This is a genomic window from Streptomyces sp. SLBN-118 (assembly GCF_006715635.1).
GTDB lineage: Bacteria > Actinomycetota > Actinomycetes > Streptomycetales > Streptomycetaceae > Streptomyces.
The window spans coordinates 1,344,337-1,358,929 of sequence record NZ_VFNP01000002.1 but is presented as its reverse complement, the minus strand read 5'-3'; the positions used below and the strand labels follow the sequence as shown (position 1 = coordinate 1,358,929).

Genomic DNA, 14,593 nt, shown 5'->3' with positions numbered 1-14,593 from the left:
GCCCACCCGGCGCCCTCTGTGCGGGGAGTTGGCGCTACTGCTTGTTCACGATCACGGCCTGGATGACATCGTTCGTCGACTCGTAGATCCCGATGACCTGCTGACCGAAGGCGAAGGCATCCTGGACCTGGTCATGCGTCACCGCGTTGGGGTTGACCAGACGGCGCCAGCCGTTGTTGATGAACAGGTAGAGGATCGACGGCTGGCCGGGCAGCGGGGTCACGACGTCCCAGAACTTCGTCGCGATACCGCTCGTGATGGCCTGGCTGTCGACCGCGCCCGGCAGTACCAGCGGCGGCTGCTGCTGGTGTTGCTGCTGCGGGTGTTGCTGGTGTTGCTGACCGGCCAGCTGCTGGAGCAACTGCTGGTAGGGCTGCTGCTGGCTGAGCTGCTGCATCTCCTGCGCGAGCGGGATGTGGCTCTGCTGGCTCTGGAGGCCCATCTGGGGCGGCGCCGTGCTCGCGCCCTGCTGCCCGTACTGCTGATGCCCGTACTGCTGGCTCATGGTGCTGGGGTTCATCTGCGGGGTGGTGCTCATGCGATGTTCACCTTCCCTTTCGATTCCTCCGGCGAGTGATCCGGTGGTCCTGTGGTTCATCCGGCGACGACCAGGCCCACCACCTCGTCGTCCGAGTACCAGACGCGAACGTCCGGCCGTCCCCCCGCGAAGGCGGCATGGACCGCCTGGCGGATGTCGGGGGCGGGGTGGTTGAGGTTGCGCCACGCGCCGGCCACGAACAGCCTCATGCGCGGCGGAAGTTCACGGGGATACGGCACCAGCTCGTCCCAGTACCGTTCCGCCCGGCCCGAGCCGACCGAGGCCGGGATCAGGTGGGTGACGGCCGCCTTGATGTCGGGGCGGTTGCCGATCCGCTGCGAGGAGGGCCGTCCCGGGGCGTCCTGCTGCGGCGAACCGGTCCTGCGCAGGACGTCGCGCGCCTGCTCGGGGCCCATCACGGCCAGTTGTGCGGCCCTGAGGATGCCCTGCAGGCAGGCCAGCGCGCCGACCACGACCGGCGAGGCGGACGAGGTACCCGAGAAGGTGTCGGTGTACCAGGCGATCTCCTCGGCGCCGCCCTGGAGATCACCCGCCCGGTCCCAGAAACCGCCGGTCGTGGTGACCTCGCGGCCCCAGCCCTGGGCGTCCATTCGCGCCCCGTAGTTGGAGAACGCCAGCCGCGAGCGGTCGGGACCGTGGTCGCGGCCGTGCGTCCCGGGCGGGGGAGCGCCCGCTCCGACGAGGATCGCTCCGGACGACTGGTTGGACGGGTTGAAGGGGTTGCGCCACCACTCGGGGAATTCGTCGGGTCGGCGCTCGTACAGCGCGTCGTCCAGGCTCTCGGCGCCGTTGCCCGCCGCCTCGACGACCAGGACGCCCTTCTCGCTCGCCCAGCGGATCGCCGCGCAGTCGTCCGGCCACCACTCCAGCGCGATGTAGCCTCGCTGGTCGTCGCGCTCCTCGAAGTCGAACCGCGGTCCCGGCCGGTGGAGTTCGACCAGAAGGATGTCGCCGGCGGAGAGCCGTTCGGCCGCCGCATGGATGGCCGCGGCCGAGCCGAGGCCCTGGAACGAGGCGGCCGCGGTCACCGCCTCGGGTGCGATCCCGGTGATGCCCTTCTCGTCACGGTCGCCGCCGATGACGCCGAGGACCGCCGTGCCGTGGTTGCGCCAGGCGACGTCCTGGACCGGATTGCCGACGACGATGCCCGCCAGCTTGTCCGCCAGGTCTTCGTGGCCCAGCTGCCAGGCGCCCTCGACGTCGACGACGGTGACACCCTGGCCCGAACCGCCGGGACGCTGCCAGGACCAGTACGCGTCCACTCCTTCGGGCGCGGGCAGCAGATAGCCCTGGCGGCCGGTGTAGTCGGCGGTCGCGGGCGCACCCTCCTTGAGTCGTTTGGCCTCTTCCGTGAGGGGCGCCACCGCCGGGCCCTGTGGTGCCGTCCGCGCGGGCATGGCACCGGGTTTGACGTACGCCGTCTCGATCTCGGGGAGGGCTGCCAGCCGCGCGGTCAGCTCGCGGGCGCGGTCACCCCCGCCCCGTACGCGGTAGAACAGCGAGAGGTCCGGCATCGTGCCCCGTCCGGGCGGCCCGGCGGGCGGCGAGGGCAGGGCGGACCGGGTACGCTCCTCGTTGCCGAACAGCGGCTCCAGGGCGAGCTGTTCGTCGCTGAGGAACATGTTGAGGGCGGAGATGTCGGCCCCGGAGGCCGACCGTACGCGATCCGTGCCGGCGCGCAGCCGGGCCTCGGCCCGGGCGACGACGATCAGCTCCGGCTCGGCTCCTTGATAGGTGAATCCAGCTCCGTCGGGTCCAGGGCCCGTCGTTCCGGGGCCCTGACCTGGGAGTGCCTGCTCGGTCATCGCGATGACCGCTCCCTTCGGGTGCGTGCTCCGTGTCCGTGCTCTGTGCTGTCGGTGGCCACCCTGCTACCGCCATCCCGGTCCGTCCACCCTGCTTGCGCGAAATACGTTTGAATTCAAGCTGGTTGGGCAGCCCGTGCATTTCGGCTTGAAGCCGATGTCACGCCGCAATTCGGCCAAACACTGCAGAGTCGTGTGGTGTGTGCTGAGGTGAGAGCGTCTGTAGAACGTGTGTCGGAAGGACGCTCAATGAACGGTCCCTTAGCACGTCGACGAGTTCTCGGTGCGGTCGCGGCCCTCGGTGGCGCGGCGCTGGTCGCCCCTCTGGAGGGGGTGGCCCGCGCGGCCGAATCCATCGGGGCGCGCCGGCCCGCCCAATTCCCGTTGCCGAATGGATTCCACCCCGAGGGCATCACCATCGGAAGGAGTCCGTACGCCTATTTCGGATCGATCGCGAACGGCGACATCTACCGGGCGAGCCTGGCCACGGGCCGTGGATGCGTCATCAGCCAGGGCGGCGGCGCCGCTCATCCCGTGATCGGACTGAAAATCGACCGGCGCGAGCGACTGCTCTTCCTCAGTGGCGGCCCCAGCCGGGAGATACGGGTCGCCGATGTCCACTCGGGGAGGCTGCTCAAGACCTTCGCCGTCGGCTCGGACGGCACCTTCGTCAATGACGTGATCCTCACTCCGGGCGCCGCCTGGTTCACGGATTCCTTCAAGGCGCAGATCTACCGGCTCCCCCTGGACCGGCACGGCGAGCCGGGAGACGCGGTGACCACCGTGCCGCTGACGGGCGACTGGCAGCAGGGTCCGAGCTTCACGGCCAACGGCATCGAGCGCACACCGGACGGCAGCGCACTGTTGTTGGTCAATGCCTTTGCGGACGGTGGTGGTCTGGTGCGCGTCGACCCGCGCACTGGCATCGGCCGCACCGTCGACATCGGGGGCATCGAACTCCCCAACGGGGACGGCCTGTTGCTGCTCGGCCGCACGCTCTATGTCGTACAGCAGCAGCAGAACGCCATCGACGTGCTGCGGCTCAACGAGTCCGGCACCCGCGGCACGGCGATCGCGCGCATCACCGATCCACGCTTCAAGATCCCCACCACGGCTGCGGCATGGGGCGACCGTGTCTATCTGCCCAACGCCCGCTTCGATGTGGAGCCCAAGCCCGACACGACGTACGAAGCGGTGGCGGTGGATCAGATCTGAACCCTGACAAGAGCGGGGCGGCACCGCACCGGTGCCGCCCCGCTTCTCCGTTCCGTACTCAGTCCTCCGACGAATCGTCCTCGTCGCCGGTATCGCTGTCCGCATCGGCATCGGGCTCCGTACGGGGCGGCATCGGCGGACGGGCGCGCCCGCTTGAGGTGTCGCGCAGATACGAACTGCCCTCGCCGCCGTCGGTCGCATGCCCCGGACCACCGTCGCGCCGCCGAAGATACCGTTCGAATTCGCGGGCGATCGCCTCGCCCGTGGCCTCGGGAAGCTCCGCGGTGTCCCGCGCCTCCTCCAGCGTCTGGACGTATTCGGCCACTTCGCTGTCCTCGGCGGCCAGTTGGTCCACGCCGAGCTGCCACGCCCGTGCGTCCTCGGGCAGTTCGCCCAGCGGGATCCGCAGGCCGATCAGGTCCTCCAGGCGGTTGAGCAGCGCCAGCGTCGCCTTGGGGTTGGGCGGTTGCGACACATAGTGCGGCACCGCGGCCCACAGGCTCACCGCCGGAACACCCGCGTGTGTGCAGGCCTCCTGGAGAATGCCGACGATCCCGGTCGGACCCTCGTATCTGGTCTCCTCCAGATCCATGGTCCTCGCCAGATCCGGGTCCGAGGTGATCCCGCTGACCGGCACCGGCCGGGTGTGCGGCGTGTCGCCGAGCAGCGCGCCCAGAATCACCACCATCTCGACGCACAGCTCATGCGCGAAGCCCAGGATCTCGTTGCAGAACGAGCGCCAGCGCATGGACGGCTCGATGCCGCGCACGAGCACCAGGTCGCGCGGCTTCTCGCCGCCGATGCGGACCACGGAGAGCCGGGTGGTGGGCCAGGTGATCTTCCGTACCCCGCCGTCCAGCCACACGGTGGGACGGTTGACCTGGAAGTCGTAGTAGTCCTCGGCGTCGAGCGCCGCGAACACCTCGCCTTTCCACTCCCGGTCCAGGTGTGCGACCGCGGTGGAGGCGGCGTCGCCGGCGTCGTTCCAGCCCTCGAACGCGGCCACCATGACCGGGTCGATCAGCTCGGGTACCCCCTCGAGCTCGATCACCCAGTGCCTCCTTCCGAAGTTCCCTTTCGTACGCCCCAACCTTACGGCTTACCTGGGGCCCGGCCGCAGCCCCCGTGCACGGCAGGGTGAACTTCCGCTCTGTCGGGCATGCGTCGGAGAGCCCCCGCACTCACGCCTCGATTCATCCGAGCTGTGCACCCGAATTTCGTCCTGGACCTGGACGATGGCGCGTGAGCGGCGCTATACGTCGGATGACCAACAGAGGTCCGATGTTCTGCCCGTGGGGTGTGCGCATGAGCCGGACCGTCCCCCCAGCCGATCGGACGGCTGGTCTCGGCGGACGAGGTCGCGGCCGCCGTCGCGTATCTCGCGAACCCTTCGGCGGCGGCCGTCACGGGAACGGCGCCCGCGGTCGACGGCGGAATGCAGGGACTACGCCGGCGGTTCGGGCTGCGGTGAGGGGGGTGCGCCTGCGGCGGCTTGTTCGGCGGGGCGGGACAACGGCCGCCGCATCGGCCTACAGCGTGGATCTCAGCCACTGCTCCACGCTGGCGATATGCACCGTCGCCCATGACCTCGCCGCCTCCCCGTCCCGGTCCCGCAGCGCCGCCACAATCGCCCGGTGTTCGTGGAGCGTGCGGCCGACCGCGTCCTGTTGGGTCAGGCCGCGCCAGACACGGGCCCGGGTGGTCGGGCCGGAGATGCCGTCCAGCAGCGAGCAGAGCACCGAATTGCCCGATGACTGCGCGATGCCGCGGTGGAATTCGAGGTCCGCGGCGACCAGCTCCTCAACCGAGGGCTGCGGCCCGATCGCGTCCAACTGTGCGCTCAGTACGTCCAGCTCGCTCTCGCTGATCCGCGTCGCGGCCATCGCCGTGGCGGCCGGCTCCAGGATGCGGCGCACGGCCAGGAACTCCAGCACCGTGTCGTCCCGGTGGAAGTCCACGACGAAGCTCAGCGCCTCGAGCAGCAACTGCGGGTCCAGGCTGGTGACATACGTACCGTCGCCCTGCCGCACATCGAGAATGCGGATCAGTGACAGCGCGCGCACCGCCTCGCGCAGCGAATTGCGGGACAGGCCCAGCCCGGCGGCGAGTTCGCTCTCCTTGGGGAGGCGGTCGCCGGGGCGCAGCGCACCCGAGACGATCATGCCCTTGATCTTCTCGATGGCCTCGTCGGTCACGGCCATGGGTGACCTCCATACATCCGATGTATCGGCCCCATTATGCGTCCCCCAGGGGGCATGCGTAAGGGGCGGCCGCCAACGCGACTGCCCCTTACCAAGCTGCCTTACTTGCCGAGCAGATCCTCGACCTTGCCCCGGATCTCGTCCGTCGCGAGACCGCGGATCGTCAGCGTCGTGCGACGGCGCAGCACATCGTCGGCCGTCTCGGCCCACTCGTGGTCACGGGCGTACACGACCTGCGCCCAGATCTCCGGCGCGTCCGGGTGGATGCGCTCCGCCAGCGCCGGGTCGTCGTTGGCGAGCCGCGCGATGTCGAAGGAGAGCGAGCCGTAGTGCGTGGCGAGGTGGCGCGCGGTGTCCGCGGCCATCCGCGGGCCCGGGGTCCCGCCGTCCACCAGCAGCCGGTGCGCGACCGCGTTCGGGTTGGCGATACCGGGCAGCGGGAGCTTCTTCGGCAGCCGCGAGATCGGCTCCATGTCCTCGGCCAGCGGCTGCCCGGGCAGGGCGGCCAGCTTGTTCATCACCGTACGGCCGATGTGGCGGAAGGTCGTCCACTTGCCGCCGGCCACCGACAGCATGCCCGCGCGGCCCTCGGTGACGACCGTCTCGCGCTTGGCCTTGGAGGTGTCGCCCGGCCCGCCGGGCAGCACCCGCAGACCCGCGAAGGAGTACGTGATCAGGTCCCTGGACAGCTGCTGGTCGCGGATGGAGAACGCGGCCTCGTCCAGGATCTGCGTGACGTCCTTGTCGTTGACGGCGACATCCGCCGGGTCGCCCTCGTACTCCTCGTCGGTGGTGCCGAGCAGCAGCATGTCCTCCCAGGGGAGGGCGAAGGTGATGCGGTACTTGTCTATCGGGGTCGCCAGCGCGGCCTTCCAGGGCGAGGTGCGCTTGAGCACCAGGTGCGCGCCCTTGGACAGACGGATGGACGGCGCCGCGTTCGGGTCCTCCATCCGGCGCAGGTGGTCGACCCAGGGACCGGTGGCGTTGAGTACGAGCCGCGCGCTGACACCGAACTCGGTGCCGTCCGTGCGGTCCTTGAGCTCCGCGCCCGTCACCCGGCCCTTGGTGAAGCGCAGCCCGGTGACCTCGGCGTGGTTGAGAACCGTGGCGCCGGACTGAACGGCCGCGCGGACCGTCATCAGCGCCATCCGGGAGTCGTTCATCTGGTCGTCGCCGTACACGGCAACGGCCTTCAGTTTCTCCGTGCGCAGCTCGGGAACGTCACGCTGCGCCTTGGACGCGCTGATGACATGGCCGACGCCGTCGCCGAACGCGGAGAGCGCGGAGTAGGCGAAGACGCCCGCGCCGAGCTTGGCCGCGCCGTGCGGTCCGCCCTTGTAGACGGGCAGATAGAAGGTGAGCGGGTTCGCCAGGTGGGGAGCCACCTGGCGAGAGACCGCGCGCCGTTCGAAGTGGTTCTCCGCGACCAGCTTCACCGCGCCGGTCTGCAGATAGCGCAGACCGCCGTGGAGGAGCTTGGAGGAGGCCGAGGAGGTGGCGCCGGCGAAGTCGCCGGCGTCCACCAGAGCCACCCGCAGCCCGGACTGCGCCGCATGCCAGGCGGTGGAGATGCCCAGGATGCCGCCGCCGATCACCAGGAGATCGAATGTCGCCTTGGAAAGCTGCTCCCGAGTCTCGGCGCGGCCCGGAACTGAGCCGGAGGCCGGGTGCGTCCCCAGGGCGGGGACGCTCTGCAGGGTGGTCATCTCGTATTACTCCTCGTCAGCGTCGTCTTCGAGCCAGCCCATGGTCCGCTCGACGGCCTTGAGCCAGCTCTTGTACTCGCGGTCCCTTTGGTCCGCTTCCATGTGGGGGGTCCACTCGGCGGCACGGCGCCAGTTGGCACGCAGCGCGTCGGTGTCCGGCCAGTAGCCGACGGCCAGACCGGCGGCGTAGGCAGCGCCGAGGCAGGTCGTCTCGGCGACCATCGGGCGCACCACCGGTGCGTCCAGGAAGTCCGAGAGGGTCTGCATCAGCAGGTTGTTGGAGGTCATGCCGCCGTCGACCTTGAGCGCGGTCAGCTCGACGCCGGAGTCCTTGGTCATGGCGTCACTGATCTCGCGGGTCTGCCAGGCCGTGGCCTCGAGCACGGCACGCGCGATGTGAGCCTTGGTGACATAGCGGGTCAGACCGGCGATCACACCGCGGGCGTCGTCACGCCAGTACGGCGCGAACAGGCCCGAGAAGGCCGGCACGAAGTAGGCGCCGCCGTTGTCCTCGACGCTCAGTGCGAGTGTCTCGATCTCCGCGGCAGTGCTGATCAGGCCCATCTGGTCGCGCATCCACTGCACCAGCGAACCGGTGACGGCGATGGAGCCCTCCAGCGCGTACACAGGAGGCTGGTCGCCGATCCGGTAACCAACCGTCGTCAGCAGGCCGTTGTAGGAGTTGACGGGCTCGTGACCGGTGTTCATCAGCATGAAGGTGCCAGTGCCGTAGGTGGACTTGGCCTCGCCCTCGGAGAAGCAGGTCTGGCCGAACAGCGCCGCCTGCTGGTCGCCGAGCGCCGAGGCGACCGGCACACCGGCGAGCGAGCCGCTCTTGGCGACTCCGTACACCTCGGCGGAGGAACGGATCTCCGGCAGCACCGCGGCCGGGACGTCCATCGACCGGAGGATCTTCTCGTCCCAGTCGAGGGTCTGCAGGTTCATCAGCATGGTGCGCGAGGCGTTGGTGACGTCGGTGACGTGGTGGCCGCCGTCGACGCCGCCGGTCAGGTTCCAGATGACCCACGAGTCCATCGTCCCGAAGAGGATCTCGCCACGCTCGGCGCGCTCGCGCAGGCCCTCGACGTTGTCGAGCAGCCAGCGGATCTTCGGTCCGGCGAAGTACGAGGCGAGGGGAAGGCCCGTCTCGCGCCGGAAGCGGTCCTGGCCGACGTTGCGGCCGAGCTCCTTGCAGAGCGCGTCGGTACGGGTGTCCTGCCAGACGAGAGCGTTGTGCACCGGCTCGCCGGTGTTCTTGTCCCACAGAACGGTGGTCTCGCGCTGGTTGGTGATGCCGATGGCCTTGACGTCGGCGGCGGTGATGCCGGCCTTCGCGACGGCGCTGTCGACAACTTCCTGGACGTTGGTCCAGATCTCGGCGGCGTTGTGCTCCACCCAGCCCGGCTTCGGGAAGATCTGCTCGTGCTCCTTCTGGTCGACGGAGACGATGCGCCCGTCGGTGTCGAAGACGATGCAGCGGCTGGAGGTGGTGCCCTGGTCGATGGCCGCGATGAACGGGCCGGTGGTGTGTGCGTCGGTCACGGGGTTCTCCTGCGAGATCGAAGGGAGGGCTTAGGCGAACGCGAGGTTGTAGATACCTGCCGCGAGGGCTCCGCCGACCAGCGGGCCGACGACCGGGATCCAGGCGTAGCCCCAGTCCGAGCCGCCCTTGTTGGGCAGCGGCAGCAGGGCGTGAACGATGCGCGGACCAAGGTCACGGGCGGGGTTGATGGCGTAGCCGGTCGGGCCGCCGAGCGAGAGGCCGATGCCGACGACGGTGAACGCGACGATCAGTGCGCCGATGACGCCCAGACCCTTGCCGCTGTCGTTGAGGCCCTGCGTCAGTACCGCGAGCACCAGCACGGCGGTGCCGATGATCTCGGTGGCCAGGTTCTGCCACACCACGCGGATCTCGGGTCCGGTGGAGAACACGCCGAGCACCGGTCCGGCCTTGGGTGCGGCCTCTTCGGTGACCAGGCCTTCCTCGTGCGGAGGCGCGGCGAGGATCTCCGGGTCCGTGAGGTGGGCCCGGAACTGTCCGTAGTACGCGATCCAGACCAGGGCGGCACCGAGCATGGCGCCGGCCATCTGTCCGGCGATGTAGACCGGAACGTGGCTCCAGTCGCTGTCCTTGATCGCGATACCGACGGTGACAGCCGGGTTCAGGTGGGCGCCGGACAGTGTGCCCGTCATGTAGACCGCGATCATGACCGCGAAGCCCCACCCGAAGGTGATCGCCAGCCAGCCGGCGTTCTGCGCCTTCGAGCGCTTGAGTACGACTGCGGCGACCACGCCGCCGCCGAGCAGGATGAGTACGGCGGTACCAATGAGTTCGCCGATGAAGATGTCGGAGTTGGACACCCGCGACTCCTTTGTCCTTCGTCCAGGGAACCGAACCCCGGGTCCCTCCGGTGGTTCGTGCCCTCAGGTGAGGGCTTTGCCGGCCCTGGCATTGCGACACTCTAACGTGTATTGCCGGTAGGTGTTCGGCAATGCCGACCGATGCACGGAAGTTTTGCTCCACGTAAACGTGGCGTCAAGGGTTCGGCGGGCGGAAACGCGATCGTTACCGATGATGCGACAAAAGCCTCAGAAGCGCCCGGCACCAAGATCACGGGAAACCGCGCGGGCACAGTCCCGCACCGCGGCGACCAGCTCGGACCGGAGCTCGGAGCCCTCACACACCCGCTCGACGGCGCCCGTGATGGCCACCGCCCCGACCGGCATCCGGCGCCGGTCGTGGATGGGAGCGGCCACCGAGGCGACGCCTTCCCAGGTCTCCTCCACGTCGGCCGCCCAGCCCCGGGCGCGGGTGTGGTCGAGGACCAGCTCGAACTCGGCGAGGCCCGTCACGGTCCGCGGAGTGAAGGCCTTGCGCTCCACTTCGAGCGCTTCGGTGTGTGCCACGGGGTCGTAGGCGGAGAGCACCTTGCCCAGTGCCGTGGAGTGCAGGGGCTGCATGGCTCCCACCTCCAGGACCTGGCGGCTGTCGTCGGGCCGGAAGACATGGTGGACGATGAGGACGCCGTGCTGGTGCAGCACCCCGAGATGGACGCTCTCGCCGCTGGAGCGGGCCAGGTCGTCCGTCCAGACCAGGGCGCGGGCGCGCAGCTCGTGGACGTCCAGATAGCTGTTGCCGAGCCGGAGGAGTTCGGCCCCCAGCTGGTAGCGGCCCGATGCGGGGTCCTGTTCGACGAAGCCCTCGGCCTGGAGTGTGCGCAGAATGCCATGGGCTGTGCCCTTGGCCAGGTCCAGCGAGGACGCGATGTCGGACAGGCCGAGCCGACGTTCCCCGCCCGCGAGCAGTCGCAGCATGGCGGCTGCCCGCTCGAGTGACTGGATGTTCTTCGCCATGGTCTCGGCCCTTCTCAATGCGGTTCGACAATGCTGAACACTATCGGTCGATGCCGACCTTGGTCACCGCAGAGCGAGTACCTCGTGGCCGAAAGCCATTCAGATACGGCGAAGACATGATGCCGTCCCGCCCCGTGGGACGGCCACGCCCTCTTCGGTCGGCACGGCTAGGCTGGCTCCGTGCGCCTTCCTCCGGAGGACGCAAAGCCGACAGCCGTCGCATCCCAGGGAGCACATCCATGGCCTCGCTGCCGACCCCTTCCGCTGACAGCCGGACCCGAATCGACGCCCTACGCGAAGCGCTCGCCACCCGAGTGGTCGTGGCCGACGGGGCGATGGGCACGATGCTCCAGGCCCAGGACCCGACGCTCGAGGATTTCGAGAACCTCGAAGGCTGCAACGAAATCCTGAACGTGACACGCCCGGACATCGTCCGGTCCGTCCATTCGGCCTATTTCGAGGTCGGCGTCGACTGTGTCGAGACGAACACCTTCGGCGCGAACTTCGCGGCCCTCGGTGAGTACGACATCCCCGAGCGGGTTTTCGAGCTCTCCGAGTCCGGAGCGCGGATCGCGCGCGAGGTCGCCGACGAGTTCACGGTGTCGACCGGACAGCAGCGCTGGGTACTGGGCTCCATGGGACCGGGCACCAAGCTGCCGACGCTTGGACACGCCCCGTATCCGAAGCTGCGCGACGCCTACCAGCAGAACGCCGAAGGCATGATCGCGGGAGGCGCCGACGCCCTCCTGGTGGAGACGACCCAGGACCTGCTCCAGACCAAGGCCGCCGTTCTGGGCGCACGGCGCGCCCTGGAGGCCACCGGCACCAACCTCCCCCTCATCTGCTCCGTGACGGTCGAGACGACCGGAACGATGCTGCTCGGCTCGGAGATCGGCGCGGCCCTGACCGCGCTGGAGCCGCTGGGCATCGACATGATCGGCCTGAACTGCGCCACCGGCCCGGCCGAGATGAGCGAGCACCTGCGCTACCTCGCCCGGCACTCCCGCATCCCGCTGTCCTGCATGCCGAACGCGGGCCTGCCGGTGCTCGGCAAGAACGGCGCGCACTACCCCCTGTCGGCGGGCGAGTTGGCCGACGCGCAGGAGACCTTCGTACGTGAATACGGCCTCTCCCTGGTTGGCGGCTGCTGCGGTACGACCCCCGAGCATCTGCGCCAGGTCGTCGAGCGCGTACGCGATCTCGAGCCCACCGAGCGCGTGCCGCACCCCGAGCCGGGCGCCGCGTCCCTCTACCAGACCGTGCCGTTCCGTCAGGACACCTCGTTCATGGCCATCGGCGAGCGGACGAACGCCAACGGGTCCAAGAAGTTCCGCGAGGCCATGCTGGAGGGCCGCTGGGACGACTGCGTGGAGATGGCCAGGGACCAGATCCGCGAGGGCGCGCACATGCTCGACCTCTGCGTCGACTACGTAGGCCGGGACGGCGTCGCCGACATGGAGGAACTGGCCGGCCGTTTCGCCACGGCGTCGACGCTCCCCATCGTGCTTGACTCCACCGAAGTCGACGTCCTTCGGGCCGGGTTGGAGAAGCTGGGTGGCCGCGCGGTCATCAACTCCGTCAACTACGAAGACGGTGACGGTCCCGAATCGCGCTTTGTGAAGGTCACCAGGCTCGCGGTCGAGCACGGCGCCGCGCTCATCGCGCTCACCATCGACGAAGAGGGCCAGGCCCGTACGGTCGAGAACAAGGTCGCCATCGCCGAGCGGATCATCGACGATCTGACCGGCAACTGGGGCGTGCACGAGTCCGACATCCTCATCGACACACTGACCTTCACGATCTGCACCGGCCAGGAGGAGTCCCGCAAGGACGGCATCGCCACCATCGAGGCGATCCGTGAACTCAAGCGCCGCCGCCCCGATGTGCAGACCACGCTGGGCCTGTCGAACATCTCCTTCGGCCTCAACCCGGCCGCCCGGGTCGTCCTCAACTCCGTGTTCCTCGACGAGTGCGTCAAGGCCGGTCTCGACTCGGCCATCGTGCACGCATCCAAGATCCTCCCCATCGCGCGCCTCGAGGAGGATCAGGTCAAGGCCGCCCTGGACCTGATCTACGACCGCCGCAGCGAGGGCTACGACCCGCTGCAGAAGCTCATGGAGCTCTTCGAGGGCGTCAACATGAAGTCGATGAAGGCGGGCAAGGCCGAGGAACTCCTCGCCCTGCCGCTGGACGAGCGCCTGAAGCGCCGGATCATCGACGGGGAGAAGAACGGCCTGGAGGCCGACCTCGACGAGGCGCTCCAGACCCGTCCCGCACTCGACATCGTCAACGAGACCCTGCTGGACGGCATGAAGGTCGTCGGTGAGCTCTTCGGCTCCGGCCAGATGCAGCTGCCGTTCGTCCTGCAGTCCGCCGAGGTCATGAAGAACGCGGTTGCCTATCTCGAACCGCACATGGAGAAGTCCGACGCGGAGGGCAAGGGCACCATCGTCCTCGCGACCGTCCGCGGCGACGTCCACGACATCGGCAAGAACCTCGTCGACATCATCCTCTCCAACAACGGCTACAACGTCGTCAACCTGGGCATCAAGCAGCCAGTCTCGGCGATCCTGGAGGCGGCCGAGGAACACCGCGCCGATGTGATCGGCATGTCCGGCCTGCTGGTGAAGTCCACGGTGATCATGAAGGAGAACCTGGAGGAACTGAACCAGCGCAAGATGGCCGCCGACTATCCGGTCATCCTCGGTGGAGCGGCTCTGACCAGGGCGTATGTCGAGCAGGATCTGCACGAGATCTACCAGGGCGAGGTCCGCTACGCGCGCGACGCCTTCGAGGGCCTGCGCCTGATGGATGCGCTGATCGCCGTCAAGCGCGGCGTCCCCGGGGCGGTCCTGCCCGAGCTCAAGCAGCGCCGGGTCCGCACCACCACGAACGCCGTGGTCGACGAGCGCCCCGAAGAGGGTGCCGTGCGCTCCGACGTCGCCATTGACAACCGGGTGCCCGAGCCGCCGTTCTGGGGTACGAGGGTGATCAAGGGCATCCAGCTCAAGGAGTACGCGTCCTGGCTGGACGAGGGCGCGTTGTTCAAGGGCCAGTGGGGCCTCAAGCAGGCACGCGTCGGTGACGGACCGACGTACGAGGAGCTCGTCGACACCGAGGGGCGGCCGCGGCTGCGGGGCTGGCTGGACCAGCTGCACACCCGGAACCTGCTGGAGGCGGCCGTCGTCTACGGCTACTTCCCCTGCGTGTCCAAGGGCGACGACCTGATCCTGCTGAACGAGGACGGCTCCGAGCGCACCCGCTTCTCCTTCCCCCGCCAGCGCCGCGGCCGTCGCCTGTGCCTCGCCGACTTCTTCCGCCCCGAAGAGTCCGGTGAGCGGGACGTCGTCGGGCTTCAGGTCGTCACCGTCGGCTCGAAGATCGGTGAGGCCACGGCAGAGCTTTTCGAGTCGGACTCGTACCGCGACTACCTCGAACTGCACGGCCTGTCTGTGCAGTTGGCGGAGGCGCTGGCCGAGTACTGGCACGCCCGCGTGCGCGCCGAGCTCGGTTTCGGTGGCGAGGACCCGGCCGATGTGGAGGACATGTTCGCCCTGAAATACCGGGGTGCGCGCTTCTCGCTCGGCTACGGAGCGTGTCCGGACCTGGAGGACAGGGCGAAGATCGCCGAGCTGCTGCAGCCCCAGCGGATCGGCGTCCAGCTTTCGGAGGAGTTCCAGCTCCACCCCGAGCAGTCCACCGACGCGATCGTGATCCACCACCCCGAGGCGAAGTACTTCAACGCACGCTGAG

General features: G+C 68.8%; 10 protein-coding genes and 1 pseudogene. 3 read left to right on the top strand and 8 right to left on the bottom strand.

All coding sequences use genetic code 11. The annotated features are described in order from the left end of the window. Nucleotides 1-34: 34 nt before the first annotated feature. Nucleotides 35-538 (bottom strand): hypothetical protein, encoded by a 504-nt coding sequence (locus FBY35_RS24810; RefSeq protein ID WP_260848808.1) that lies wholly within the window; start codon nt 536-538, stop codon nt 35-37. A gap of 56 nt (nt 539-594) precedes the next feature. After that, nucleotides 595-2,364, bottom strand: a complete 1,770-nt coding sequence (locus tag FBY35_RS24805; RefSeq protein ID WP_142216192.1) for a S8 family peptidase — start codon at nt 2,362-2,364, stop codon at nt 595-597. A gap of 249 nt (nt 2,365-2,613) precedes the next feature. Here FBY35_RS24805 and FBY35_RS24800 point away from each other — a divergent pair, with 249 nt between their 5' ends. Continuing rightward, nucleotides 2,614-3,579 (top strand): superoxide dismutase, encoded by a 966-nt coding sequence (locus tag FBY35_RS24800; RefSeq protein ID WP_142216191.1) that lies wholly within the window; start codon nt 2,614-2,616, stop codon nt 3,577-3,579. 58 nt (nt 3,580-3,637) lie between these two features. Here the strand turns inward: FBY35_RS24800 and FBY35_RS24795 are convergent, their stop codons facing one another. Beyond that, complete coding sequence (locus tag FBY35_RS24795; protein WP_142216190.1) at nt 3,638-4,630, bottom strand: PAC2 family protein; 993 nt, start codon at nt 4,628-4,630, stop codon at nt 3,638-3,640. Between the two features lie 273 nt (nt 4,631-4,903). Between FBY35_RS24795 and FBY35_RS24790 the strand changes: the two are divergent. After that, nucleotides 4,904-5,050 (top strand): annotated as a pseudogene (locus tag FBY35_RS24790) (SDR family oxidoreductase); the annotation flags it as partial. 58 nt (nt 5,051-5,108) lie between these two features. Here the strand turns inward: FBY35_RS24790 and FBY35_RS24785 are convergent. The 5 genes from FBY35_RS24785 to FBY35_RS24765 all read right to left on the bottom strand — a co-directional run bounded on the left by FBY35_RS24785 (nt 5,109) and on the right by FBY35_RS24765 (nt 10,840). Then, complete coding sequence (locus tag FBY35_RS24785) at nt 5,109-5,780, bottom strand: FadR/GntR family transcriptional regulator (RefSeq protein ID WP_142216189.1); 672 nt, start codon at nt 5,778-5,780, stop codon at nt 5,109-5,111. Nucleotides 5,781-5,881: 101 nt separating this feature from the next. Further along, complete coding sequence (locus tag FBY35_RS24780) at nt 5,882-7,486, bottom strand: glycerol-3-phosphate dehydrogenase/oxidase (RefSeq protein WP_142216188.1); 1,605 nt, start codon at nt 7,484-7,486, stop codon at nt 5,882-5,884. A gap of 6 nt (nt 7,487-7,492) precedes the next feature. Continuing rightward, the gene (glpK, locus tag FBY35_RS24775; protein ID WP_142216187.1) at nt 7,493-9,028 is read right to left on the bottom strand and encodes a glycerol kinase GlpK; all 1,536 of its coding nucleotides are present in this window, start codon (nt 9,026-9,028) and stop codon (nt 7,493-7,495) included. A 30-nt stretch (nt 9,029-9,058) separates the two neighbouring features. Beyond that, entirely contained in the window at nt 9,059-9,847 is a 789-nt protein-coding gene (locus FBY35_RS24770; protein WP_142216186.1) for an MIP/aquaporin family protein, read from the bottom strand. 228 nt (nt 9,848-10,075) lie between these two features. After that, nucleotides 10,076-10,840, bottom strand: coding sequence for an IclR family transcriptional regulator (locus tag FBY35_RS24765; protein WP_142216185.1), 765 nt, complete (start codon nt 10,838-10,840; stop codon nt 10,076-10,078). Nucleotides 10,841-11,079: 239 nt separating this feature from the next. On the opposite strand from FBY35_RS24765, the gene metH reads away from it, so the two are divergent. Beyond that, nucleotides 11,080-14,592 carry a methionine synthase gene (gene metH / locus FBY35_RS24760; protein ID WP_142216184.1) on the top strand — a complete coding sequence of 1,171 codons (3,513 nt, stop codon included), beginning with the start codon at nt 11,080-11,082 and terminating at the stop codon, nt 14,590-14,592. Nucleotide 14,593 lies beyond the last annotated feature (1 nt).

What these genes read in the sequence shown, in the direction of transcription:
- FBY35_RS24810 (WP_260848808.1), bottom strand. Translation starts at nt 538, where the DNA reads ATGAGCACCACCCCGCAGATGAACCCCAGCACCATGAGCCAGCAGTAC.
- FBY35_RS24805 (WP_142216192.1), bottom strand. Translation starts at nt 2,364, where the DNA reads ATGACCGAGCAGGCACTCCCAGGTCAGGGCCCCGGAACGACGGGCCCT.
- FBY35_RS24800 (WP_142216191.1), top strand. Translation starts at nt 2,614, where the DNA reads ATGAACGGTCCCTTAGCACGTCGACGAGTTCTCGGTGCGGTCGCGGCC.
- FBY35_RS24785 (WP_142216189.1), bottom strand. Translation starts at nt 5,780, where the DNA reads ATGGCCGTGACCGACGAGGCCATCGAGAAGATCAAGGGCATGATCGTC.
- FBY35_RS24780 (WP_142216188.1), bottom strand. Translation starts at nt 7,486, where the DNA reads ATGACCACCCTGCAGAGCGTCCCCGCCCTGGGGACGCACCCGGCCTCC.
- FBY35_RS24765 (WP_142216185.1), bottom strand. Translation starts at nt 10,840, where the DNA reads ATGGCGAAGAACATCCAGTCACTCGAGCGGGCAGCCGCCATGCTGCGA.
- metH (WP_142216184.1), top strand. Translation starts at nt 11,080, where the DNA reads ATGGCCTCGCTGCCGACCCCTTCCGCTGACAGCCGGACCCGAATCGAC.